Genomic DNA, 22,773 nt, shown 5'->3' on the forward strand with positions numbered 1-22,773 from the left:
TCTCGCTATTGGTCGGCTTCCGGACGTAGATCCGCAGGAGTGCTGTCGGGTAACCTCGCTGCCGGTCACCGCCGAAGGCGCGCACCGGCGCCAGCGGTGCCGCCGCCCAATCGCCTGCGGGCGAGCCGGGGAACCAGGTACATGGGGTGAATCCGCGCGAGCGGTAGGGGCCACTTCCGTCCCGAACCCGTCAGCTAACCCGGTCGGCGGCCGACGGAAGGGAACACTGTGACGCCACCCCTGCGCCGCTGGCTGACACCCCTGGTGGCCGTGCTGGCCTCGCTGGCAGTGCTGGCCGGGCCGAACTCGGCGACGGCGGCCCCCGCCGCGGCGGCCCCGAAGCCGTCCGGGCACGAGGAGGACGGCGAACCACCGCTCATCACCGAGGCGATCGACAGCGCCAACCGGAACTTCCTCCAGGCGAAGGCGAAGCTGGCCAAGTCGCAGGACCGCCAGCGGCGGCTGGCCGCCGAGGTACAGGCGGCACAGGCCGAACTCGAGGCGCTCAGCCCGCAGGTCAACCAGCTCGCCGCCCAGTCCTACCGGACCGGCCGGATGGGCGCGATGGCGATGCTGCTGGAGAGCAACTCGCCCGACTCGTTCGTCCGCCGCGTCAACGCCCTGGACGAGCTGAACCTCCTCAACGCGCAGCGCCTGGCCGCCATCAACGCGGTCAAGAACCGCGCCGAGACGGCCAAGATCGCGCTCGACGCCGAGGTGCGCGAGCAGGAGAAGCAGAAGAACGCGATGGAGCGCGAGAAGGTGCAGGCCGAACGCGCCCTCAAGCTCGTCGGCGGCCTCGGCTTCACCGGCGGCCTGGTCGACGCCACCTCACCGGTCGCCAAGATCGGCCCCGGCCGCACCGCCGACGGCGGCTGGAAGGCCGAGTCGTGCAGCGAGAACGACCCGACCACCTCGGGCTGCATCACGCCGCGGACGCTGCACGCCTACAAGGAGGTCCGGCGCGCCGGCTACACGCGCTTCGTGGGCTGTTACCGGCCGGGCGGGCCGTGGGAGCACCCCAAGGGCAAGGCGTGCGACTGGTCGCTGCAGAACAGCGGCTTCTCACCCTGGCACAACAACGACACCCGCAAGTACGGCAACGACGTGGCCGCCTTCCTCATCCGCAACGCCGACCGGCTGGGCATCTACTACGTGATCTGGAACCGGCAGATCTGGTTCCCGGCCACCGGCTGGAGGTCGTACAGCGGGCCGTCGAACCACACCGACCACGTCCACATGTCGATGCTCTGACCTGGACGCAGCAAGAAGGGGCCGCCCCCGTGGGCGGCCCCTTCGTCGTCCGGCGCTCCGGTCAGCCGGCCAGCGCCGCGTCCGCGTCCGCCGGCGACGAGGGAGCGGGCAGTGACGCCGGGACCTGCGCCACTGTCCGCACCTCGCCGCCGGAGAGCCGGTACGACATCCCCGCCACCGTGCACCGGCCCGCCGCGACCCGCTCGGCCAGCACGGAGGACCGGGCCAGCAGCGTCTCCACGGTCTGCGCGATGTGGACGTCGATGATGCCGTCGAGGTCGTCGATGCCCTGCCGGGCGGCGCGCAGCAGGCTGGGCGAGACCGCGTCCACCACCGCTCCCAGGTGCCCGGCCGGAGCGGCGCCGGTCCGGACCCCCTCCCGGGCGGCCTGGACCGCGCCGCAGGAGTCGTGCCCGAGCACCACCACGAGCGGCGTGCCCAGCACGGTGACCGCGTACTCGACGCTGCCGAGCACCTCGGGCCCGGCGGTGTGCCCGGCGGTACGCACCACGAAGAGGTCACCGAGACCCCGATCGAAGATGATCTCCGCGGCGAGCCGCGAGTCGGAGCAGCCGACGATCACCGCGAAGGGGTGCTGGCCGTCGGCCACCGCCGCCCGGTGCCCGGCGTCCTGATTCGGATGCTGCGGCACACCGGTGACGAACCGGTGGTTGCCGGCACGCAGCTCGGCGAGCGCCTGCTCCGGGCTTCTCGGCGTCATCTGCCTCACCTCGTCTACCTGCGGAACGACCAGGCCGGACGGCCTCGCGACTTCACGGTCACACGGCGTCAGGGGCACGTCAAGATTCGTGATACGCATTTCATACTTTCCCGTGCCGGCCCGCGTCCGATTCGGGTCGGCAGCGTCGATGGCCATAGCATGGCCACCATGGCGACGACACCAGGTGAGGACGGGAGCCGCCGCAACTGGACCTTCCTCACCAATCACGGACATGTGCTGCTGGCGATCGCGCGCAACCCCACGGCGCGGCTGCGGGACGTGGCCGACGAGGTGGGCGTCACCGAGCGGGCGGCCCAGGCCATCGTCGCAGACCTGGAAGCCGGGGGATACCTGCGGCGCACCCGCGTGGGGCGGCGCAACGAGTACACGATCAACCCGAAGGGACGCTTCCGGCACCCGGCGGAGGCCGACCAGCAGGTCGGCGCCCTGCTGGCCCTCTTCGCCGCCGAGCCGGCCGGGGACGTCACCGCCGACCGGTGACCGGTTCCCGCTACCGCGTGCGCCCGCGCGGGCCGGCGCGACGGTAATCTCACCGCGTGCGCGACAGCTTGCGGCCGGGCGCGACAAAAGGGCGCGCCCGGGCCGGACACCCGATCCGGACCGTCCTCTCGGCAGCGGCGGCAGCCGCCCTGCTCGGCGGCGCGCTGGCGGTGCCCGCGCCCGCCGTGGCCGCCCCGAAGTGCGGGCCGACCGGCGGCCCCGCGCCCACCGAGACGCCGTGGGCGCTGAGCCGCCTCGACCCGGCCTCCGCGTGGCGGGTCGGCAAGGGCGCGGGGATCACCGTCGCCGTGATCGACTCCGGGGTCTCACCGTCGCATCCCCTGCTGCGCGGGCGGGTGCTCCCCGGCGAGGACTTCAACCAGCTCGTCCGGCTTCAGGGCCAGTGTGACCTGGTCGGGCACGGCACCATGGTGGCCGGCATCATCGCCGGGCGGGAGGGCACCGGCTCGCCGTACACCGGCATCGCGCCGGAGGCCCGCATCCTGCCGCTGCGCGTGCTGGCCGAGAACAAGGAGAACTTCGACCCGGACGTGCCGGGCGAGATCGGCAAGGCGATCCGCTGGGCGGTCGACAACGACGCCGACGTGATCAACCTGTCCCTGGTCACGCTCGACGACCCGCAGCTGAAATCGGCGGTGCAGTACGCGCTCGGCAAGGACGTGGTGGTCGTCGCCTCCGCCGGCAACCGGCAGGAGAACCGGGAGGACCGGCCGGCCTATCCGGCCGCGTACCCGGGGGTCATCGCCGTCGCCGGTGTGGACGAGCAGGGCGGCCACGTCGGCAGCTCGGTCCGCGGGGACTATGTGGACATCGCCGGCCCCGGGCTGAACATCCTCGGGCCCGCGCCGCAGGGGTCCGGCTACCGGGCCGAGCCGCAGGGCGGCACGAGCTTCGCCACCGCGTACGTCTCCGGTGTCGCCGCGCTGGTGCGGGCCGCGCACCCCGACATCAGCGCCGACGAGGTCGCCTACCGGCTGACCCGCACCGCCGACAACCCGCCCGACGGGCACAACGCCGACGTCGGCCACGGGATGGTCAACCCCTACCGAGCGGTGACCAGCCTGCTCGGCACCCGCACGGACCCGCCGCTGGGCGCCATGCCGCCGCCGGCGCCGCCCACCGATCCGCTGGCCTGGCAGCGCACCGTCGCGATCTGGGTCGCCGTCGTCGGCGGGCTGCTCGCCGGGGTCCTGCTGACGCTGCGGCCGATCCTGACCCGCGGCCGGCGACGCGGATGGCGCCCCGGCCGGCGGGACGTCCCGCAGGACGCCTGACCGGTCGCCTCGCGCCGCACGGCCGGGCCGGAAATACACGAGACAGGGCCCGAATACACGACGGCTCCGCCCGGCACGAGCCGGAGCGGAGCCGTCGTGGACCGATCGGGGGTCAGCTGCCCCAGACCTTGGAGTTGCTCATCTCCGTGGTCATGTAGTTCTCGCGCGCGATGCCCACCGCGCCGCCGATCTCGTTCAGGACCTTGTTGATGTCCCGCACGGCGGCGTCCCACTGGGCCTGGTGCTGCTGGTAGGCGGCCCGGTCCTGGCCCTCCCACTCGAGCTTGGTCAGCATCGCCCGCAGCGTGTCCAGCTTCTCGTCGATGATCCGCGAGATGGCCTGCATCTGCTGGTTGCTGCTCTCCAGAACAGCGTAGTCAACCTTGATGCTCATCGATTCCTCCTCTGCCTGTCTTCGCGGATCACGGGTTGAGAGCAGCGTGGAACTTGTCCAGCATCTGCTGCTGCTCTTCGTCGTTGACCTGGTGCGTGGTGCCCGACTTGTCGAGCAGGTCCGCGATGTTGTCCATCGCGGTCAGCAGCTTGTTCGTGTCCTCGGTCCAGCGAGTCATCAGGCTCTGGAAGCCCGTGGACGCCTGGCCCTTCCAGGCCATCGCGAGGTCGTCGACCACGTTCCACAGCTTCTTGAGCTCACCGTCAACCTCGCTGCGCGTGGACCGCACGTCACTCGCGGCGGTGTGCAGAGTCGCTGCACTGACCTCGAACGCCATGCTTCACACCCTTCCGTCTTTTGTGGCGGCGGTTCCGCCGCGCCCTCCCCCGCGGCAAGGCGAACACACCCCACCGACGGACACTTCATCCGAACCGTAGCGGACGATGTCCAACCCGCGCAGCCCTGCCGGCCCATCGACGTACTCCGACAGCCCGGAATCGGCAAGGCGATCCGGCGCTGTCCGTACGAGTTGGACGGTCCGTCCCGAGGTCAGGGCCGCTCACGTGCGGCTTTGACGATCGTCGACACACCGAAGGCCAGCACCGCGACCAGCAGTACCACCACGATCCACAGCAGCGGCTTCTCGAACGCGCGCTCGAACGTCAGCACCAGCAGCGCCGCGCAGGCGCTCAGCGAGACCACCTCGGCGGCCCGCCGCAGCCGCGCCGAGCGGGTCAGCACGGCGAACAGCATCAGGAGCACGAAGACCGGAATGGTCAGCAGGACGTACAGGAACAGTACGAAGATCAGAGTGTCCATGCCCCGCTCCCGTCACCTGTAGAACGCGGAGTCCCGAACCCAGTCGATCTTGATGTCCTTGATGTCCGGGTCGGAGCCGGCGGGCGCCCAGCCGGGCCGGGAGTCCGCGGTGAACGTGAACCGGCTGTCCGTGTGGAACGCGGCCATCAGCGCGTGCAGCAACGCGCTGATCTCGCCGAAGACCAGGACCAGGATCGCGGCGGTGGCGGCCAGGCCGGCGATGCCGATGGCCTGGGCCAGCGCGGTGGTCGCGGGGAAGAACTGGAGCGCGATCGAGGCGATCACCGCGACCAGGATCGGCATGAGCGCCTGCGCCAGGCCGGACACCGCGTCGTTGTACGCGTCCCGGGCCGCGGTGAGCGTGTCCCGGTTGGCGGCGAACGCCTCGGCCAGCGAGTTGATCTCCGCGCCGAGCTTGCGCATGAACTGGTCGAACGCGTCCCGGTCGTCGAAGTCCCACTCCGACGCCTCCGGCGGGACCGCCGCCATCGCCGCGCCGAACTGGTCCGCGCCGAGCAGGCGGGCCGCCTCGTCCCACTTCTTGATGGACTCGTTCACCTGCTGGTTGTCGAAGGACTCCAGGTAGAGGATGGTGCCGATCAGCGCCGCCGAGGCGGCGATCCAGACCAGGTTGCCCCGGGCGATGGCCGCGGCCGACCGCACCGGCGCCGTGGTCTGGGCGACCGACACCGAGCCGGTCACCGTCCCCGAGGCGTTGGCGATGAGGATCTCCGGTGGCATCAGGCGTCCTTCCCCTGGCGGGCCCGGCCGGTCACTTGACCACCCAGGGCTGATCCGACTTCTCCCAGTTCTGCGCGCTCTGTTCGAGCTGCGCGGCGGCCTTGCGCAGATGCTCCGCGCCGGTGCGGACGTTGTCGAGGTGCCCGTCCACGGCCGCGTTGTGCCGCTCCACCGCCCCGGTGCCGAACCAGCTCAGTGCGCCGCCGGGCAGCTTGACCTCGGCCAGCAGCGCCTCGACGTTGCGCAGGTACTGGATCGGCCCGTCCGGAGCGTCGAGCATTCGGCTCGCCTTCCGGATCGCGTCGACGTCGACGGTGTTCGGCATCGTCGTCCCCTCTCGCTCAGCGCCGCAGATTGCGGGTCGGGTCGGACAGATCCACCCCGAACTGACGGAACCAGTCCTCCGGGGTCAGCGTGCCGTCCTGCGCCCGGCGGACCGTCTCGGAGTCGCCGAGCATCTCGCCCAGCATCTCCCGCTGCCGCTCCTCGAAGGCCACGTACGCGGCGTCGATCGCGGCCTGCATCGACTCGGCCAGGGAGAAGCTGTCCAGCCGCATGGCCCGCGCGTTCAGCTCGATGCCGCCGACCTTCATGTCGCCGTCGACGGTCACCCGCACCAGCCCGTCCGGGCTCTCCCCGGTTACCCGCAGCTCCGCACGCTGCCGCTGGAGCTCGGCCAGCCGCCGCTGCTGCTCCTGCGCCTGCCGCAACAGGCCCTCCAGGGCTCCACCGATACCCGACGGGCTGCTCAACTCCGGCTCTCCCCGTAATCGCGACGATCGATCGGGCCGACGCTACCGGAAGTGACGCCCGCCGTCCGTCCCGTCAGACCGGTTCCGTCCAGGCGGTCTGGATCAGCTGCTGGCCGTCGCGGCGGCGCACCAGCGTGCCCCGGCCCGGCGGCTGCGGGGTCGGCCGCAGGTTGCCGAAGACCGCGCCCTCCTCCCGGCTGCCGGACATGAGCAGTCCCGGCGAGTCCAGCTCACGCAGACGCTGCAGCACCGGCTCGTACAGCGCCCGGGCCACACCACCGACCCGCCGCGTGACGATCAGGTGCAGGCCGATGTCCCGCGCCTGCGGCAGCAGCTCGTGCAGCGCGCTGAGCGGATTGCTGCCGCCGGAGGCGACCAGGTCGTAGTCGTCCACCAGGATGTAGAGGTCCGGCCCCTTCCACCAGCTCCGGTCGCGCAGCTGCGCGGTGGTCACGTCCGGGCCGGGCAGCCGGTTCTGCAACGCGCTGCGGATCGAGCCGAGACCCTGGCTGAACACCTGGTTCGACGGCGCGTAGTCGAGCAGGTGGTCCCCCTCGACCGCGCCGAGCAGGCCGCGCCGGTAGTCGGCGATGACCAGCCGCGCCTGGGCCGGGGTGTACCGCTCGGCGATCCCCCGGGCGATCAGCCGCAGCAGGTTCGTCTTGCCGCACTCGGCGTCGCCGAACACGGTCAGGTGCGGCTCGCTCGCCAGGTCCAGGTAGACCGGGGCGAGCGCCGACTCGTTGACGCCGATCGGGATGCCCCGGACGGACCGGTCGACCACCTTCGCCAGCTCGGTGACCGCCAGCTTGCGCGGCAGCAGCCGGACCTTCGGCGCCGGACGGCCCGGCCAGTTCGCCGCGACGTGCCCGGCCAGCGCCACCGACGCCTCGGTCAGGTCCTCGATGTCGCGCTTGCCGTCGATCCGCGAGATCGCGGTCAGGAAGTGCAGCTTGTCCCGGGTCAGGCCGCGACCCGGCGCGCCGACCGGCACGTTCTGCGCGGCCCGCCGGTCGATCTCCGACTCCGACGGGTCACCGAGCCGCAGCTCCAGCTTGGTGCCGAGCAGGTCCCGCATGTTGATCCGGATCTCCGCCCAGCGCACCGCCGTGATCACCACGTGGACGCCGAAGCCGAGGCCCCGGTTGGCCAGGTTGGTGATGGTCTGCTCCAGCTCCTCGTACTCCTGGCGCAGCGTGTTCCAGCCGTCCACCACGAGGAAGACGTCACCGAACGGGTCGTCGGCGAACTCACCGGCCGCGCGGCGGCGCCGGTAGCTGGCCACCGAGTCGATGCCGTGCTGGGTGAACCGGTTCTCCCGCTCGTCGATCACCGCGACCACCTCGGCGACCGTCCGCCGGACCGCCTCGGTGTCCCGCCGCCCCGCCACGCCCGAGGTGTGCGGCAGCCCGTCCAGGCTGCGCAGCGCGCCACCACCGAAGTCGAGGCAGAAGAACTGCACCTCGCGCGGCGTGTGGGTGAGCGCCAGCGAGGCCAGCATCGAGCGCAACATCGTGCTCTTGCCGCTCAGCGACGCGCCGACGATCACCACGTTGCCGCCGGCCCCGGCCAGGTCGACCATCATCGGGTCGCGGCGCTGCTCGTACGGGCGGTCCACGATGCCGACCGGCACGGCGAGCCGGCCGCGGCCCGGCCAGTCGGCGGTGGTCAGGCCGTACGTCGGGTGCACGCTCAGCTTCGGCAGCAGCTCGGCCAGCCCGGACGGCTCGGCCAGCGGCGGCAGCCAGACCTGGTGTGCCGGCTTGCCGCGGCCCTTGAGCTGGTCGATCAGCACGTCCAGCATGGCCACCGCCTTGCCGTCGCCCGACTGCTCCGGCTCCGGCGTGGCCTCCGCCGGACTCGGCAGCGCCGGCGCCGGCACGTAGTCGATGCCGTACGGGACGATCCGCCGCTGCACCTGCGCCCGGGTGGAGCGCTGCGCCTGCCCCGGCGCCTGGTACGGGCCGGACACGTACGCCGCACGGAACCGCAGCATCGTGGCGGTGTCGGTCTTCAGGTAACCGTGACCCGGCGCGCTGGGCAGCTCGTACGCGTCAGGCACGCCGAGCACGATCCGGCTCTCCACCGCCGAGAACGTGCGCAGGCCGATCCGGTACGACAGGTGCGTGTCCAGGCCGCGCAGCTTGCCCTCCTCCAGCCGCTGCGAGGCGAGCAGCAGGTGCACGCCGAGCGACCGGCCGAGGCGGCCGATCATCACGAACAGGTCGATGAAGTCCGGCTTGGCGGCCAGCAGCTCGGAGAACTCGTCACAGATGATCAGCAGGCTCGGCATCGGCTCCAGCGGCTCCCCGGCCGCCCGCGCCTTCTCGTAGTCGTAACGGGAGACGTAGTTGCCGGCCGCCCGCAGCACCTCCTGCCGGCGGTTCATCTCACCGGCCAGCGCGTCCCGCATGCGGTCCACCAGCGGCAGCTCGTCCGAGAGGTTGGTGATCACCGCGCTGGTGTGCGGCAGCGCGTCCAGCGAGGCGAACGTGGCGCCGCCCTTGAAGTCGACCAGGACGAAGTTCAGCTCCTCCGAGGAGTGCGTCACGGCCAGCGCGGCGACCACCGTACGCAGCAGTTCGCTCTTGCCGGAGCCGGTCGCGCCGATCACCAGACCGTGCGGGCCCATGCCCTCGTGCGCGGACTCCTTGAAGTCCAGCTCGACCACGTTGCCGTCCGGGCCCAGGCCGAGCGGGATGCGCAGCCGGTCGCGGTGGCTGCGCGGCCGCCAGGTCTGCCGGACGTCCACGGTGGCCGCGTCGCCGACACCGAGCAGGTCAGGCAGCTCCATGCTGCGGGCCAGCGGCTCCTCGGTGCTCGCGCCCTGCTGCTGGGAGAGCCGGAACGGGGCGATCTGCCGGGCCAGCCCCTCGGCGGCGGACAGGGACAGCCGGTCCGGGCTGCCGAGCCGGGACGTGGCGGTGCCGCGGACCAGGTCCAGGCCGGTGCCGTCGCCGGCGTCCAGGCAGAGCAGCCAGCGCCCGGCGTCGCGGGGCACCGTGCCGGACAGGTCGACCACTGTGGTGCCGAGCAGGCCCGGCCCGGTCAGCGCGCAGGTCGCCGAGACCTCGCCGCCGTCCAGCACCACCACCACGTGCGGCGCGGTGGTCAGCGGCTTCGCCTCCGGCGCGAACCGGGGCCGCCCGCCCAGTTCCTGGGCCAGCGCGGTCTCCGCCTCGTCCAGCGCGGCGAACACCATCCGGCGCGCGCCCGCCGCGTCGGTACGCCCCGGGTGCTGGGCGTGCGGCAGCCACTTCACCCAGTCCCAGACCGGTTGCCGGTCCGGCGCGGCCACGACGACGACCAGCAGGTCCTCCGGGGCGTGGAACGTGACGAGCTGGCCCAGCGCGGCCCGGGCCAGGTCGAGCACCGGCTCCCGGTCGCCGCGCAACGCGATCCGGCTGAACGCGCGCAGCGACAACGCGGTCGGCAGGTCCGGCACGCTGGAGTGGGCCCGGACGAACCGGCGCAGCGCGATCGCGCTCATCGGCTCCAGGTCCTCCACCGGCTTGGTCTCCGGCGGCACGATCTCCACCGCCAGCCGCTGCGGGCCGAGCGCGATCCGCACCTCGCCGAAGTCGTCCTCGGTGATCCGCCGCTCCCACAGCCGGCGGGAGGCGGCGATCGACCAGAGCGCGTCCGGCTCCGGGTGCCGCCAGGTCATCGCGGCGCGCTGCTGCTCGGCGGCCCGGCGGGTGCGCTTGCGCATCTGCGCCAGGTAGCGCATGTAGTCGCGCCGCTGCGCGTTCAGCTCGGCCTTGTCGTTGCCGCCGTTGCCGAGCGTGCCGATCGCCATGCCCAACATGGACACACCGAACAGGCCACCCGCGACGTACGTCATCATGCCGCCGCCGCGGCCGGCGTAGAGGAAGGCCATCGCGCCGACGCCGCAGAGCATCGGCAGGATCATCAGCACCTGCCCCATGCCCTTGGCCTTCGGCTCCGGCAGCTCGGGCGGGGACTCCAGCAGCACCTCGCCGCGCGGCAGCGCGGGCCCCGGTTGACGCGGAAGCCGGCGGAACACCACCGTACTCACGGCTCTCCCCTCCCCAGAAGCGGCCCTGATCGTGGTCTGCCACCGCCGGTGAGCGTCGGGTGGGCAACCTGTGCGACCGCCATCGTAGGTAATCTCCCGGAGGCGTCGTGGACCCGTGGGGGCGACGCCGTGGGCCGAGCGGATCGTTTGCGAGCAACGAGGAGGCCACTGTGGCGACGAAGACGGCGACCGGTGGGCTGAGCCGGATCACCATCGTGGCGCCACGTACCAGGATGGATCTGGCGCTGCCGTCCGACGTGCCGCTCGCCGACCTGCTGCCCACGCTGCTGCGCTACGCGGGCGAGGACCTGGCCGACGAGGGTGTGCGGCACGGCGGCTGGGCCCTGTCCCGGCTCGGCGGCCAGCCGCTCGACGGTGGCCGTACCGCCGCGCAGCTCGGGGTCCGCGACGGCGAGGTGCTCTACTTCAACCCCCGTGCCGCGACCGCCCCGGAGATCGTCTTCGACGACGTGGTGGACGCGGTCGCCACCTCCACCACCCAGCGGGCGGGCGCCTGGCAGGTGGGCACCACGCGGGCGTTCGCGGTCCTCCTGGCCGCCTCCGCGCTTGCCGGCGGCGCGGTGGCGGCGCTGTTCACCGGCCCGCCGCACCTGCCCGGCGCGGCGGCCGCCTTCGTGGTCGCGGTGGCGCTGCTGGTCGGCGCCGCGGTGCTGTCCCGGGCGGCCGGAGACAGTCGCACCGGCGCGGTGCTGGCCCTGGTCGGGATCGGCTACGCGGGCGTCGGCGGCCTGCTGGTGCTCGCCGGTGAGCGGACGCTCGGCGAGCTGGCCGCCCCGCACGTCCTGCTCGCCGGCACCGCCGTGGTGGTGTTCGGCGCGATCGCCGCGCTCGCCGTCGGCGACCGCCTGCCGCTGTTCCTCGGCGCGGTCGGCGTGGGGGCGGCGGTCGGGCTCGGCGCGGTGCTCAGCCTGGCCTTCGGCATCGGCGCGGCGGCGTCGGCGGCAGTGGTGGCGACAGTCGCCTTCGGCGCGCTGCCGGCGCTGCCGATGCTCGCCTACCGCCTCGCCCGGCTGCCGGTGCCGTCCATCCCCACCGGGCCGGACGACCTGAAGACCGACACCGAGTCGGTGGACGGGCCGTCGGTGCTGCGCAACAGCGAGCGCGCCGACGGTTTCCTCACCGGCCTGCTCTGGACCGTCTCGCTGCTGGTGCTCGGCGGCGAGGTGGTGCTGGCCGAGGACGGCCGCCTGCCGGCGGTCCTGCTCTGCCTGGTCCTGGCGCTGCTGTCGCTGCTGCGGGCGCGCCCGTTCCTCGGCCGCGGGCAGCGTACGCCGGTGCTGCTGTCCGGCACCGTCGGCCTGGGACTGGTCGCCGCCGCCACGTTCGCCGCCGGTTCGCTGGCGGTCCGGCTCGGGCTGGTCCTCGGCGGCCTGGCCGTGGTGGCCGTGATCAGCCTGGTCTACGGCCTGACCGTGGCCGGCAAGCGGATCTCGCCGGTCTGGGGCCGGACCCTGGACATCGTCGAGATCCTGCTGATCATCGCGCTGGTGCCGCTCGCCGTGTGGGTGTGCGGCATGTACGGCTGGATCGTCAACCTTCGACCGTGACGGTCCCCATCGCGGTGCCGACCGGCGCGGTGGCGTAGACGCCGGGACCGTGCTGGCCGTCCAGCGGGCGGGCCGGCACACCCGCGCGCCCGGCCATGTCCCGGACCGCCTTCACCAGCGCCTCGGCGTGCCCGTCCATGGCCGCCACCCGCAGCAGCGGCGGAACCCGCCGGCCGCCCGGGAGCACCACGGCGGCGACCGTGTGCGACGGCGCCGAGGTGGCGGTGACCGCGTCCACGAGCGCGCCGAGCGAGCCGTTGGGGCGTACCCGCAGGGCCAGGCAGCGCTGCGTCCAGCCGCCCCCGCGCACGCTGGTCCACGTCTCCACCGGCGCCTCCGGCGCCAGGTCGAGCCCGGCGCCGGACACCACCGCCGCGTGCAGCTCGTCCCGCCCGAGCACGCGGTGGCCGAGACCGGCGGCGTTGAGCGCCTTGCCGAGCCGGCCCACCCCGGCCGCCACCGTCCGGTGCACGCCGCGCAGGCCGCCGCCCCGGCTCACCGTTTCGGCCCGCGCGTCGGCCACCGACAGTCGCAGCGCCACCCACACGGTCCGGTACGCCGACGGCGGCGCGCCGGGGGCCGGGTACCAGACCAGCGTGTGCGAGACGACCTGGGTCTGGGTGACCGGGCCGGAGAAGTCGGCGAGCACGGCGAGCGCGCGGTCCACCACGGCGGCCTCGATCGAGCCCGCGGGCGCGCCGGGCCGGCCGGTGAGCGCCAGCGCGGCGAACCAGCCCCGGTCGTCCTGCCCGATGCCGAGGCGGGTGCCGCGCTCGGTCAGCTCCACCACTGTCAGTTCCGGGGCGAGCGCGGCCAGCCGGGGGTCGCCGCCCGGCGTCGCGCCCCGGGCCCGGTCGCGGCGGCGGCGCAGCCGGCGGCGGAGCATCAGGTCCTCGTACCACCATCGGCCGCCTCGGCGCGCGAACGCGGCGACCACTGCCAGCAGCGCCAGCCCGCCCACCACCCCGAGCAGCCAGGGCGGGCCGGCGGTGGCGAACCAGACCGCCAGCGCGGCGCACTCCACCACGACGAGCTGCCCGACCACGACCGGGCCGAGCCGGCCCCGGCGGCGCTTGTCGGCCGGGGTGACCGGCCGGTCCACCGGTACGGCGGGGGCGGTGGCCGTACGACCGGGTGGCGCCTGCAGCTGCGTCATCGGTGAGCGTCCCTTCTGGACATCCTGGACATCCGCCGGCGGGGTGCGGCGTTCGGGCGGCGGACGGGGTCCGGCGCACCCCCGGTGGCCCCTTATCGTAGGGAAGCCCGCGACGCCGCTCGGCCCTGTCGTCGTTGGACCCACCCCGCCGGAGGTTAGTCATGCGGACCCGCCGCGATCAGGTCCAGGCGTACCGCTTCGTCACCCGCCGCATCGTCTCGGCGCTGCTGTCGGGCGACCCGGAGACCAACGACCTGCCGATGCGCCGCCTCGGCATGGCGGTGTTCGGCAGCGTGATCGCGGCCGCCGTGGTGCTCGGCGGGGTGGGCGCGTACGGGCAGCTCACCAGCAACTCGGCGCCGCTGGAGCCGAACACGCTGGTGATCGAGCGGGAGACCGGCGCGACGTACTACTTCGGCGAGGACCGGGTGCTGCGCCCGACGCTCAACTACGCCTCGGCGCGGCTGATCGTCGACGACGCGGCGGCGAAGCCCCGCACCATGTCCCAGGCGTCCATCAAGGACCGGCCGCGCGGCCGGCTGGTCGGCATCGTGGGCGCCCCCGACGACCTGCCGGACCGCAAGTCCCTGGTCGGGCTCCCCTGGTCGGTGTGCGACGTGCCCGACCCGAACGACACGCAGCGCTCCACCACGCACCTGGTGATCGACCGGACGCTGCCCGGCGGCACCGCGCTCACCGACCGGGCCGTCGTGGTGCGCACCGGCGACGCCCGCTACCTGCTCACCGGCGGCTCGCGGCTGCGTGTCGCCGGCGACGACCAGGCGCTGGTGGCGTTGAAGATGGCCGGCGTCACGAACCTCACCGTCGGGCAGCAGCTGCTGAACGCGGTGCCGGTGGGGCCGGTGCTGCGCAAGCCCACGATCGACGGGGACGGCGGCGCGAGCGGGCTCACGGTGGGCGGCCGGCCGGCCCGGATCGGCCAGGTCTACCAGGCGGCCGGCCAGTACTACGTGCTCACCCGGCAGGGCCTGGCCACGGTCCGGGAGGTGACCGCGCTGCTGCTGCTCGGCCGGGGTGGCGAGGTGGCGCAGATCACGCCGGACGAGGCGGGCCGGCTCCTCACCGACCAGCGGCTGGAGCCGGACGGCCTGCCCGCCCGGCTGCCGACGCCGCACGAGGTCCGCCCGGGGCGCACGGTGCTCTGCGCCACCTACCGGCCCGGCCCGGCCGGCCAGCCGCCGACCACCACGCTTGAGGTCTTCGACTCCCCGCCGGCCGAGCTGACCGAGGCGACCGCGATGCCGTCGCGGCAGGGCGGCCGGGACGCGGTACGCACCGCCGAGAACGTGCTGCTGCCCGGCGGCAAGGGCGTGCTGGCGCAGGCCACGGCCGGAGAGAGCGGCAAGCCGGCGGCCGGGTCGACGGTCTACCTGATCACCGCCCAGGGCATCCGCTATCCGCTCGGCACCGCCGGGGGCGACGCGAAGAGCGCCCTCGGGTACGGCGACGTGACCCCGCTGGCCGTACCCGCCTCGCTGCTGGCGCTGGTGCCGACCGGCCCGACGCTGTCGCGCCAGGACGCGATGGCGTACTTCGATGCCTCGACCCCGGCGGCGCCCACCGCGACCCCCTCCACCGGCGGAGCCGCAGCCCAGGTCCAGGGCGGTTGACCGGCCCCGCCCGGGTCCGATGTGGATGGGGCCTGTCACGGGTCGCCCGGGTTGGCGCGTTTCGACTAACCTGAGTGCGGCGAAGGTTATCGACGATGACTACGGGGATGCAGCCATGACGGGGCGCACGACAGTAGACGTACTGTCCCTGGAGGACTTCCACCAGCGACTTGAGCGGCGCCTGGACGAGGCGGAGTCGGTGTTGCGCAAGCTGAACACCCAGATGCAGTGCCGCCCGCCCGCGCTCGGCACGTTCACCGACGCGACCGACAACGCACGTCGCTACTCCGAGACGCACCAGAGCTACGTCAACCACGTCGACCGGCTGCGCCGGGCGATCCTGGCCGCCCGCGAGGCGACCCACAAGATCATGACGAACTACAAGACCGCCGAGGCCCGCAACGCCGCCGCCGCGGCCGACATCGCCGCCGCCCTCTCGGGGCTGAACGAGGCGATGAAGCAGCCGAAGGAGGACCCGCGTGTCTGAGTACACCCGGCGCTACGAGCACGTCAGCCACGAGGAGCTCTACCAGGGCGTCAACGCCGGCGACCCGAAGCAGATCGAGGCGCTCAGCGCCCAGTGGACCTCCCTCAAGAGCACGCTCGACGACCTCGGCCGCGACCTCACCGCCGACCTGGAGGCGCTGTCCAAGAGCTGGACCGGCGACGCCGCGCGCGAGTTCACCAGGCGGCTGGACATGGTCGTGCGCTACTCCGGCAACCTCGCCGAGGGCATGACGGGCATCCGGCAGGGCCTCGACATGATGTCCAGCGAGCTGCGGGCCGCGCAGTCCAAGGCGGAGAGCCCGGAGAAGACCGACGACAACGACAAGCTGCTCTCCGGCGCCGGCAAGGGCTTCCTGCTCGGCGGCGCCCCCGGCGCGGTGATCGGCGGGATCGTCGGCCACCAGCAGGACAAGGCCGAGCAGGAGAAGGCGCACCAGCGGATGGTGCAGGTCGTGGCGAAGCTCGCCGAGGGCTACGACTTCTCGGCGTACGGCCGGATCGTCGTGCCGGACCCGCCCGAGGTCGAACTGCCCGGCAACACCAGCAACGGCGACCCGACGCTGCAGAACGGCCCCTCGGTCAAGACGCCGTCGTCCGGCCCGAACCTGGGCAGTTTCGGCCCGGGAGCGAGCGCCACCGCCACCACGTCGGGCGTGCACCACACGGCGCCGACCAGCGGCACCCCCGGTGCGGGCGCCCCGGGCGCGGGCACACCGGGCGGCAACCCCGGCGCGGGCGCTCCGGGCTCGGTCACCACCGGCGGCACCGTCGACCCGGGCGGCACCTCGCTGGCCGGCGCCGGCCCGTTGACCGGCACCACCGGCGGCCCGACGATCGGCGGCAGCGCGGGCTTCGGCTCCGGCGGCGGCCCCGCCACGATGACGGCCGGCGGGGGCAGCGGCGGGCTCTACGGCGCCCCCGGCGTGCTCAGCACCGGGTCGCTCGCGGGCACCGGTCCCAACTCTGCGTCCTCGGCCCGGTTCGGCGGCGCGCCCGGCGCGGAGAACCGCGCGGCGGCCGGCACCGGCCGGCTCACCTCCGGTCGCGGCCTGGTGGTCGAGGCCGGGGGCAGGTCCGGCGAGCGGGCCGGCGGCACCGGGCGGCCCGCGATGGCCGGCCGTGGCGGCGTGCTCGGTGGTCGCGGCAGCCACGGCGACGACGAGTCCGACGGCCGGCTGACCTGGCTCACCGAGGACGAGATGGTCTGGGGCGACGGCGACGGCGCTCCGCCGCCGGTGCTCGGCGGCAACTGACAGCGGCATCGAGGCAGCGGTCCGTCCACAGCGACCCGTGGGACGGCTCACGTAACCAGCAAGATCTTTGAGCTGCGAAATCGTCCGCTGACCGATAGGTTGAATTGGTGCTGCCCGTAGCGTTCGCCCCGTCCACCTGGACGGCGACGCTGCGCCGGATCGCCCGCACGGCCGTGGCCGGCCTGGTGCTGATCGTCGGCCTCCAGGGCATCGCCGCCGCACCCGCCCATGCCGCCGTGACCGAGCAGTCCGTCGCGGTCACTGTCGCCTCCGCCGCCGCGCCGAGCGTGATCGCGTCTCCGGTTCCGGCCGAGGTCGGCCTGACGACGGTCGCGGCGGGCGGCACGACGGCCGACGGCGCGCCGCGGTCCACCTCCGGTCCCGCCGCCGACGCGGCCGGCACCGAATCCACAGCCGCCGGGCGGGTGCCCGGCGTCGAGGCCGTCGCCGTCGCCGACCCGGCTCGGGCAGCCATCGCCCGCCGCGGTCCGCCACGCGCCTGACCGGGCCACCTTTCCGGTACGCCCCGGCGCGGCCACACCTGCCGCACCCGCGCGCCCTGCCGCGTCTCCGTAGCGAGACGCACCCCACCCGGATGACCGGGCCACAAACCGTTGTTCGTCAGTCGTTCCACCTTGAGGTGCTGGTGATGCAGACCGTCTTCTCCACCGTCCTGCCCGACGTCCCCGCTGCCGCCGTGATCTGGCTGGCTCTGCTCGCCGTGGCCGCCACAGTGGTCGCCGCCCTGATCGTCCGCCCGTCCCGGTTCCGCTCGGAGCTTGTCGACCGGATCAGTGACGCCGCCCGGCCGAGCAGCATCGATCAGGCCGAGCGGGCCCGCGTACAGGATCGGGAGCGGGACCGGTACGCCGACGAGGTGGCGGTGGCCGCCGCCCGCGCGGCGGCGACCGCCGAGCGGAGCCGGACGGAGTGGCTGACCGCCCAGGAGGAGGCCGAGGCGGCCTGGCAGGCGTACCAGGCGGCGGAGGACGACGTGCGGCGCCTGGCCGCCGCCGCGGCGCTGCCGCTGCCCCGGACCGCCCGGACCCCGGCCGAGTACGCGGACCGGGAGCGCTGGCTGCACCGGGCGGCGATGGACGCCCAGTGGCGCAACGAGATCACGGTGCGGCAGCTCAGCGACATCCTCGGCGGGAACGGCTGGGACCCGAGCCGGCACCCGGTGGAGCAGGAGCTGCTGCTGCGCCGGCTGGTTCGGGACAACCTCGCCGCCCGGCACCGGGCCGCCACGCAGCGGGAACAGGCCGCCTGGCAGGCCGCCGAGCGGGCCGCGGCGGCGGCGCAGAGCCTGCGCGACGAGGCGTTCGCGGCGCTGCACCCGGCCCCTGAGCCGCAGGCGGAGCTGTCCATCGTCGGGTTCGCCGGGCCGGAGACCACCCGGGAACTGCCGACCGGTTCGGCCGCCGTCGACATCACCCGCGAGCTGACCCCGGTTGCCCGGGGACGGGCGGCCGTGGCGGCCTGAGCGCCCCGGGCCACGACCCGGGGCGTCACGGCCACGACCCGCGGGCGGCATCGACCCGGCTCGGCTAGCGTGAGGGCGTGTCCCGTGAAGCCTGGGTGCTCGTCGTACTCGCCGCCGTCGTCGCGGCGGCCATGCTGGCCGGGGCGGTCGTGCTCGCCGTCCGGCTGGTCCGCACCCGCCGCATGCTCGGCGCGCTCGGCGCCGGCGGCAAGGTCGCGTTCTACGGCGCGCTGATCTACACGATCCTGCCGGTGGACCTGCTGCCCGACCCGATCTACCTGGACGACATGGGCGTGCTGGCCGGCGCGCTGTTCTACCTGGGCCGGCTGGCCGTCAAGCATCGTGCCGCCCAGGTGGAACAGCGGGCCACCGGGAAGTCCCCGGCGCTGCCGCCCGGCGCGGCGCCCCGCCGATGAGACACGCGAACGAGGAGACGGCATGGCGGGACGGCACCGGTTGGATCCGCACGACGGGCGGGTGGCCCGCTTCTTCGCGGACCGGCATCTCGCCACGCTGACCACGCTGCGCGCCGACGGCACCCCGCACGTCGTACCGGTGGGGGTGACCTTCGACCTGGAGGCCGGCCTGGCCCGGGTGATCACCTCGGCGGGGTCGGCCAAGGCGCGGCACGTCGCGGCGGCCGGACCGGACGGCACTCCGGTGGCGGTGTGCCAGGTCGACGGCCGCTGGTGGCTGACCGTGGAGGGCCGGGCGGCGCTGCGCGGCGACCCGGCTTCGGTGGCCGAGGCCGAACGGCGGTACGCCGAGCGTTATCGCACCCCGCGTCCGAATCCGGAGCGGGTGGTCATCGAGATCGCGGTGACCCGGCTCCTGGGCAGCCTGCCCGACTGAGGCGCTCTGTCCGGTTTCGCGGTGGCCCCGGTCACGCCCGGAAATGAGGCCCGGAAGCAGGGCGGTTGAACTCTCCGTACGCCGAGCGCCACTCCTGGTGCCGCGTCTCCCGCACGGAGCCGTCGACCCCCGAATGGAGCCTCGACATGAATCCGATCATCCGCAAGTGCCTGCTCTCCGTCGCCGGTCTCGCCGCTGCCGGCGGTGCCGTCGCCGGCCCGGCCGCCGCCCACGCGGCTCCGGTCAAGGGCAAGGGTGACCGCACCGCCGACTACGAGTACCAGGCTCAGCCGAACTTCTTCTACTGTGGTCCCGCCTCGGCCCGCATCGCGCTCTCGGCCGAGGGCAAGGACGTGAGCCAGGACGAGCTGGCCGCGAAGCTGGGCACCACCCAGAACGGCACCGACTCCGCCATCGACATCACCCGGGTGCTCAACGAGTACACCGGCGGCAAGTACCGGACCACCGAGATCCGCGACGACGTGGCCACCCCGGAGCAGGTGGCCCGCCTGCGCGCGGACATCCGGACCGCCGTGGACGACGACCGGCCGGTGGTGGCGAACATCCTGGGCGGCGCCCGGGACATCGACGGGGTGGAGCACAGCTACCCCGGCCACTACCTGACCGTGGTGCGGTACGAGGGCGACGCCGACACCGTCCTCATCGCCGACCCCGCCCGGCCGGACACGCCGACGTACTGGATGGACGTGACCGAGCTGGCCAACTGGATCGCCGGACGCGGCTACAGCTCCTGACCCCGACGCCACGGCGGCCACGCTCCCTGAGGGGGCGTGGCCGCCGTCGTGTCCGGAGCCGGTGCGGGTGTACGGGGTCAGCGCCCGGTGTCACCCTCGCCGGTCCGCTGCTGCGCCATGTCGACGCCCTTGTCGATCTGGGCGTCGTACTTGCCGCCGGTGCGCTTGTCGGCCGCGTCACCCGCCTTCTCGATGCCCTGGTCGACCTGCTTGTCATGCTTGTCGGCGAAGTCCTTGGCCTTGTCCATGAAGTCGCTCATGTCGGATCTCCCTTCGATACGTTGGAAGCCTTCCCTGGGGCTGGGGGCACAAACACCGGGTGGGCGATTCCCGCCGGGGTGTCGGATCGACGTGCGTCGGGTACCAACGGCCACGATCGAGGAGGCGACGTGGACGCTGATGGATCCGAGCCGACGCGGCCGGCACCGACGACCGGCCCCCGGCAGACCTGGGCGGGGCTGCCCTGGCCGGTACGGACCGCTGTCACCTGGAGCGCCTGTCTCCTCGTGGTGACGGCCGGGTTGTGGCTGCTGGGGCAGATCGCGGTGCTGCTCGCGCCGCTGGCGGTGGCGCTGGCCGGCACGCTCTTCCTCACCGCGCTGCTCGATCCGGTCCTGGTACGCCTGCGCCGGCTGCGGGTGCCGGCCGGGCTCGCCGCGCTGCTCACCGTCCTGCTGTTGCTCGGCATCCTGGGTGGCGCCGGCGTACTGGTCTGGAACCTCACCGCGAGCCAGTTCGGCGAGCTGAGCCAGCAACTCGACGAGGGGCTGCAACGCACCCGCGACTTCGTCACCTCCAGCCTGCCGGTCACCGATCAGCAGCTCGACCGGCTGGTGGAGCAGATCCGGCAGGGCCTGAGCAGCGGGACGCCCGACCCGGTGGCCGGGGCGCGCAAGGCAGCCGAGGTGGCCGGCGCGATCCTGCTCGCGCTGGTGCTGCTGTTCTTCCTGCTCAAGGACGGCCGTTCGATGTGGCACTGGGTGTTGCGCCGGCTGACCGGTCCGCGCCGGGAGCTGACCGCCGAGGCGGGCCGGGCCGGCTGGCGCACGCTCGGCGCGTACAGCCGGGGCACGATGATCATCGCGGCCATCGACGCCATCGGCATCGGACTGGCGCTTGTCGTGTTGCGGGTCCCGCTGGCCCTGCCGCTCGCCCTGATCACGTTCCTCGGCGGCTTCGTGCCGATCATCGGTGCCACGGTGGCCGGCGCGGTGGCGGTGCTTGTCGCGCTCGCCGCGAACGGTCCCACCACGGCTCTGCTCACGCTCGCCGCGGTGATCGCCGTCCAGCAGATCGAGGGCAACCTGCTGGAGCCACTGGTGATGCGGCGGCAGGTGCAACTGCATCCGGCGGTCATCCTGGTGGTGGTCACCGCCGGCACGCTGGTCGCCGGGGTGGCCGGCGCGTTCGTGTCGGTGCCGATCGCGGCGGTGCTCTGGCGGGTGCTGGACACCGTGCAGCGGCACCGCGCCGAAACCGGCCGCGCCGCCGGGCCGGACCCGGCCGTCGAAGCCGCGGGCTGACGGGCTGCCGCTCAGGCGGGGTGCGGCTGGCGCAGGTGGGTGGTGAACCAGGTACCTGCCTGGTCGGCCACCTGCTCCAGCGTGCCGGGCTCCTCGAACAGGTGGGTGGCGCCGGGCACGATCCGCAGCTCCGCCACCTCGCCGAGCGCGTCCCGGGCCTGCTCGTTGAGCACGATCACCTGCTCGTCCAGGCCGCCGACGAGCAGCAGCGTCGGTGCGCGTACCGCGGTCAGTGAGCTGCCGGCCAGGTCGGGCCGGCCGCCCCGGGAGACCACCGCGGCCACCCGGTCCGGCCGGGCCGCCGCGGCGACCAGGGCGGCGCCGGCGCCGGTGCTGGCCCCGAACAGCCCGATCGGGAGCCGCCCCAGCTCCGGGTCGGCGCCCATCCAGTCGACGATTCCGGCCAGGCGCTCGGCCAGCATCCCGATGTCGAAGCGCAGTTCGGCGGTGACCTCGTCCCGCGCCTCCTCGTCGGCGGTCAGCAGGTCGACCAGCACGGTGGCCAGCCCACGGTCGTTGAGCGCGCGTCCGACGGCCGTGTTGCGCGGGCTGTGCCGCGAGCTGCCGCTCCCGTGCGCGAACAGCACCACCCCACCGGCCCCGCCGGGCACACTGACATCCCCGACGAGCCCCCCGTCGACAACAGGCACCGAAACCTCACGCATATCCCTCCACCCCCCGCCCACCCGATACCCCCCAACCGCACGATCATGAAGTTGACGGCCCAGAAAGCGCTTCCCCACGCCGTCAACTTCATGATCACGCCCATCCGGGCAAGACCACGGGAGATCTTGGCACGAAACGGCCCCTGGAGGGGCTGTCATGTCCCGGGACATGTGTCAACGGGAAGTCCCGATAGATGTGTCAGGGGTTGTGGATCGTGGGGGTGGGGGTGAGGGGGATGTAGTTCTTGTCGGGGTTGAGGTGGAGGTAGCCGATGGGTTGGCCGTCGGGGTGGTAGATGGTGACGTGGTTGTTGTCGCGGATGGCGGTGACGGTGGTGCCGGCGTGGGTGGTGCCGACGCTGGTGCGGTGTCCGGCGACGGCGATGGCGCCGTTGCTGGCGACGGGGCAGTGGTGCAGGGTGGCGTCGGTTTGCAGGGGTGGGCTGGTGGGTCCGCCGAGGGTGGGTGCGTGGGTCCAGGCGTGGGCGGGTGTGGTGCGGTGGGGTAGGGCGCTGTGGCGGCGTTGGGTGTTGTAGTAGCGGCGGTAGGTGTCCAGGAGTGTTTGCAGGGCGGTGAGGGTCTGTGGTGGGGGTTGGGTGCTCAGCCATTTTTTGAGGGTTTGGTGGTGGCGTTCGACCTTGCCGCAGGTTTGTGGGTGGTAGGGGCTGGAGTTGATCGGGCGGGTGCCGTGGTCGATCAGGGTCTGCACGAAGGTGGAGATTGATCCGGGTCGGGTGCGGCGGCTGGTGAACGCGATGCCGTTGTCGCTGAGCACGATGGCCGGCACGCCGTAGGCGGTGAACGCCTGTCTGATCGCGGTGATCGCGGCTCGGGCGGTCTCCGCGGCGGCGGCGTGGCAGGCGA

Annotated in this window: 25 protein-coding genes and 1 riboswitch; of the genes, 13 read left to right on the forward strand and 12 right to left on the reverse strand. The window is 73.4% G+C overall.

Annotated elements, in window-relative coordinates; translation table 11 throughout:
- Positions 1-93 precede the first annotated feature (93 nt).
- Positions 94-225: riboswitch (cyclic di-AMP (ydaO/yuaA leader) on the forward strand.
- Positions 226-228: 3 nt separating this feature from the next.
- On the forward strand, positions 229-1,254 hold the full coding sequence (locus A4R25_RS27770; protein WP_043327069.1) for a hypothetical protein: 1,026 nt from the start codon (positions 229-231) through the stop codon (positions 1,252-1,254).
- Positions 1,255-1,315: 61 nt separating this feature from the next.
- Here the strand turns inward: A4R25_RS27770 and A4R25_RS27775 are convergent, their stop codons facing one another.
- Positions 1,316-1,975 (reverse strand): carbonic anhydrase, encoded by a 660-nt coding sequence (locus A4R25_RS27775; RefSeq protein ID WP_043327072.1) that lies wholly within the window; start codon positions 1,973-1,975, stop codon positions 1,316-1,318.
- 159 nt (positions 1,976-2,134) lie between these two features.
- Between A4R25_RS27775 and A4R25_RS27780 the strand changes: the two genes are divergently transcribed.
- Both A4R25_RS27780 and mycP read left to right on the forward strand, forming a co-directional pair.
- The gene (locus tag A4R25_RS27780; protein ID WP_043327074.1) at positions 2,135-2,476 is read left to right on the forward strand and encodes a MarR family winged helix-turn-helix transcriptional regulator; all 342 of its coding nucleotides are present in this window, start codon (positions 2,135-2,137) and stop codon (positions 2,474-2,476) included.
- Positions 2,477-2,532: 56 nt separating this feature from the next.
- A complete protein-coding gene (gene mycP, locus A4R25_RS27785) occupies positions 2,533-3,771 on the forward strand; it encodes a type VII secretion-associated serine protease mycosin (RefSeq protein ID WP_231915653.1) in 1,239 nt (412 codons plus the stop codon).
- Positions 3,772-3,883: 112 nt separating this feature from the next.
- On the opposite strand, the gene A4R25_RS27790 is transcribed toward mycP, so the two are convergent.
- The 7 genes from A4R25_RS27790 to eccCa all read right to left on the reverse strand — a co-directional run bounded on the left by A4R25_RS27790 (position 3,884) and on the right by eccCa (position 10,516).
- Positions 3,884-4,165, reverse strand: a complete 282-nt coding sequence (locus tag A4R25_RS27790; RefSeq protein ID WP_043327076.1) for a WXG100 family type VII secretion target — start codon at positions 4,163-4,165, stop codon at positions 3,884-3,886.
- Positions 4,166-4,193: 28 nt separating this feature from the next.
- On the reverse strand, positions 4,194-4,502 hold the full coding sequence (locus A4R25_RS27795) for a WXG100 family type VII secretion target (RefSeq protein ID WP_043327078.1): 309 nt from the start codon (positions 4,500-4,502) through the stop codon (positions 4,194-4,196).
- A 212-nt stretch (positions 4,503-4,714) separates the two neighbouring features.
- Positions 4,715-4,984 (reverse strand): hypothetical protein, encoded by a 270-nt coding sequence (locus A4R25_RS27800; RefSeq protein WP_043327079.1) that lies wholly within the window; start codon positions 4,982-4,984, stop codon positions 4,715-4,717.
- Between the two features lie 12 nt (positions 4,985-4,996).
- A complete protein-coding gene (locus A4R25_RS27805; protein WP_043327081.1) occupies positions 4,997-5,725 on the reverse strand; it encodes a hypothetical protein in 729 nt (242 codons plus the stop codon).
- A gap of 31 nt (positions 5,726-5,756) precedes the next feature.
- Positions 5,757-6,050: a hypothetical protein gene (locus A4R25_RS27810; protein WP_043327083.1), complete on the reverse strand. Its 294-nt coding sequence runs from the start codon at positions 6,048-6,050 to the stop codon at positions 5,757-5,759.
- Between the two features lie 16 nt (positions 6,051-6,066).
- Positions 6,067-6,477, reverse strand: coding sequence for a YbaB/EbfC family nucleoid-associated protein (locus A4R25_RS27815; RefSeq protein ID WP_043327085.1), 411 nt, complete (start codon positions 6,475-6,477; stop codon positions 6,067-6,069).
- Between the two features lie 73 nt (positions 6,478-6,550).
- Positions 6,551-10,516, reverse strand: coding sequence for a type VII secretion protein EccCa (gene eccCa / locus A4R25_RS27820; protein WP_064448607.1), 3,966 nt, complete (start codon positions 10,514-10,516; stop codon positions 6,551-6,553).
- A 170-nt stretch (positions 10,517-10,686) separates the two neighbouring features.
- Between eccCa and eccD the strand changes: the two genes are divergently transcribed.
- Positions 10,687-12,084: a type VII secretion integral membrane protein EccD gene (eccD, locus tag A4R25_RS27825; RefSeq protein ID WP_064448608.1), complete on the forward strand. Its 1,398-nt coding sequence runs from the start codon at positions 10,687-10,689 to the stop codon at positions 12,082-12,084.
- On the opposite strand, the gene A4R25_RS27830 is transcribed toward eccD, so the two are convergent.
- Positions 12,068-13,240 carry a type VII secretion protein EccE gene (locus A4R25_RS27830; RefSeq protein WP_064448609.1) on the reverse strand — a complete coding sequence of 391 codons (1,173 nt, stop codon included), beginning with the start codon at positions 13,238-13,240 and terminating at the stop codon, positions 12,068-12,070. The genes eccD and A4R25_RS27830 overlap by 17 nt on opposite strands.
- 161 nt (positions 13,241-13,401) lie before the next feature.
- Between A4R25_RS27830 and eccB the strand changes: the two genes are divergently transcribed.
- The 8 genes from eccB (at position 13,402) to A4R25_RS27870 (ending at position 19,721) form a co-directional block, all read left to right on the forward strand.
- A complete protein-coding gene (gene eccB, locus A4R25_RS27835; protein ID WP_064448610.1) occupies positions 13,402-14,871 on the forward strand; it encodes a type VII secretion protein EccB in 1,470 nt (489 codons plus the stop codon).
- Positions 14,872-14,986: 115 nt separating this feature from the next.
- Positions 14,987-15,358, forward strand: a complete 372-nt coding sequence (locus tag A4R25_RS27840; RefSeq protein WP_030503518.1) for a hypothetical protein — start codon at positions 14,987-14,989, stop codon at positions 15,356-15,358.
- A complete protein-coding gene (locus A4R25_RS27845; RefSeq protein ID WP_064448611.1) occupies positions 15,351-16,631 on the forward strand; it encodes a WXG100 family type VII secretion target in 1,281 nt (426 codons plus the stop codon). The genes A4R25_RS27840 and A4R25_RS27845 overlap by 8 nt, the downstream gene beginning before the upstream one ends.
- A 107-nt stretch (positions 16,632-16,738) precedes the next feature.
- Positions 16,739-17,134: a hypothetical protein gene (locus tag A4R25_RS27850; protein WP_064448612.1), complete on the forward strand. Its 396-nt coding sequence runs from the start codon at positions 16,739-16,741 to the stop codon at positions 17,132-17,134.
- Positions 17,135-17,280: 146 nt separating this feature from the next.
- Positions 17,281-18,114, forward strand: coding sequence for a hypothetical protein (locus tag A4R25_RS27855; protein ID WP_064448627.1), 834 nt, complete (start codon positions 17,281-17,283; stop codon positions 18,112-18,114).
- Positions 18,115-18,191: 77 nt separating this feature from the next.
- Complete coding sequence (locus tag A4R25_RS27860) at positions 18,192-18,530, forward strand: YkvA family protein (RefSeq protein ID WP_043327093.1); 339 nt, start codon at positions 18,192-18,194, stop codon at positions 18,528-18,530.
- A gap of 22 nt (positions 18,531-18,552) precedes the next feature.
- Complete coding sequence (locus A4R25_RS27865) at positions 18,553-18,966, forward strand: pyridoxamine 5'-phosphate oxidase family protein (protein WP_064448613.1); 414 nt, start codon at positions 18,553-18,555, stop codon at positions 18,964-18,966.
- Positions 18,967-19,112: 146 nt separating this feature from the next.
- Positions 19,113-19,721: a C39 family peptidase gene (locus A4R25_RS27870; protein ID WP_064448614.1), complete on the forward strand. Its 609-nt coding sequence runs from the start codon at positions 19,113-19,115 to the stop codon at positions 19,719-19,721.
- Positions 19,722-19,798: 77 nt separating this feature from the next.
- Here the strand turns inward: A4R25_RS27870 and A4R25_RS27875 are convergent, their stop codons facing one another.
- Positions 19,799-19,981, reverse strand: coding sequence for an antitoxin (locus tag A4R25_RS27875; protein ID WP_043327099.1), 183 nt, complete (start codon positions 19,979-19,981; stop codon positions 19,799-19,801).
- 129 nt (positions 19,982-20,110) lie between these two features.
- On the opposite strand from A4R25_RS27875, the gene A4R25_RS27880 reads away from it, so the two are divergent.
- Positions 20,111-21,244, forward strand: coding sequence for an AI-2E family transporter (locus A4R25_RS27880; protein WP_064448615.1), 1,134 nt, complete (start codon positions 20,111-20,113; stop codon positions 21,242-21,244).
- Between the two features lie 11 nt (positions 21,245-21,255).
- Here A4R25_RS27880 and A4R25_RS27885 read toward each other — a convergent pair whose 3' ends face one another.
- Together A4R25_RS27885 and A4R25_RS27890 are read right to left on the reverse strand one after the other, a co-directional pair.
- Complete coding sequence (locus A4R25_RS27885; RefSeq protein WP_064448616.1) at positions 21,256-21,909, reverse strand: dienelactone hydrolase family protein; 654 nt, start codon at positions 21,907-21,909, stop codon at positions 21,256-21,258.
- 199 nt (positions 21,910-22,108) lie between these two features.
- Positions 22,109-22,773: integrase core domain-containing protein (locus A4R25_RS27890; protein ID WP_157539180.1), on the reverse strand; the 665-nt coding region annotated here is incomplete at its 5' end.

The organism is Micromonospora sp. NBRC 110037, from assembly GCF_001652995.1.
Lineage (GTDB): Bacteria > Actinomycetota > Actinomycetes > Mycobacteriales > Micromonosporaceae > Micromonospora > Micromonospora chalcea.

Bases quoted from the DNA above. Each gene is read 5' to 3' on its own strand.
- A4R25_RS27805 (WP_043327081.1), bottom strand. From the start codon at position 5,725: ATGCCACCGGAGATCCTCATCGCCAACGCCTCGGGGACGGTGACCGGC.
- A4R25_RS27865 (WP_064448613.1), top strand. From the start codon at position 18,553: ATGGCGGGACGGCACCGGTTGGATCCGCACGACGGGCGGGTGGCCCGC.
- A4R25_RS27875 (WP_043327099.1), bottom strand. From the start codon at position 19,981: ATGAGCGACTTCATGGACAAGGCCAAGGACTTCGCCGACAAGCATGAC.
- A4R25_RS27885 (WP_064448616.1), bottom strand. From the start codon at position 21,909: ATGCGTGAGGTTTCGGTGCCTGTTGTCGACGGGGGGCTCGTCGGGGAT.
- A4R25_RS27830 (WP_064448609.1), bottom strand. From the start codon at position 13,240: ATGACGCAGCTGCAGGCGCCACCCGGTCGTACGGCCACCGCCCCCGCC.
- A4R25_RS27800 (WP_043327079.1), bottom strand. From the start codon at position 4,984: ATGGACACTCTGATCTTCGTACTGTTCCTGTACGTCCTGCTGACCATT.
- eccB (WP_064448610.1), top strand. From the start codon at position 13,402: ATGCGGACCCGCCGCGATCAGGTCCAGGCGTACCGCTTCGTCACCCGC.
- A4R25_RS27810 (WP_043327083.1), bottom strand. From the start codon at position 6,050: ATGCCGAACACCGTCGACGTCGACGCGATCCGGAAGGCGAGCCGAATG.
- A4R25_RS27775 (WP_043327072.1), bottom strand. From the start codon at position 1,975: ATGACGCCGAGAAGCCCGGAGCAGGCGCTCGCCGAGCTGCGTGCCGGC.
- A4R25_RS27840 (WP_030503518.1), top strand. From the start codon at position 14,987: ATGACGGGGCGCACGACAGTAGACGTACTGTCCCTGGAGGACTTCCAC.
- A4R25_RS27790 (WP_043327076.1), bottom strand. From the start codon at position 4,165: ATGAGCATCAAGGTTGACTACGCTGTTCTGGAGAGCAGCAACCAGCAG.
- A4R25_RS27855 (WP_064448627.1), top strand. From the start codon at position 17,281: ATGCAGACCGTCTTCTCCACCGTCCTGCCCGACGTCCCCGCTGCCGCC.
- A4R25_RS27870 (WP_064448614.1), top strand. From the start codon at position 19,113: ATGAATCCGATCATCCGCAAGTGCCTGCTCTCCGTCGCCGGTCTCGCC.
- A4R25_RS27795 (WP_043327078.1), bottom strand. From the start codon at position 4,502: ATGGCGTTCGAGGTCAGTGCAGCGACTCTGCACACCGCCGCGAGTGAC.
- A4R25_RS27780 (WP_043327074.1), top strand. From the start codon at position 2,135: ATGGCCACCATGGCGACGACACCAGGTGAGGACGGGAGCCGCCGCAAC.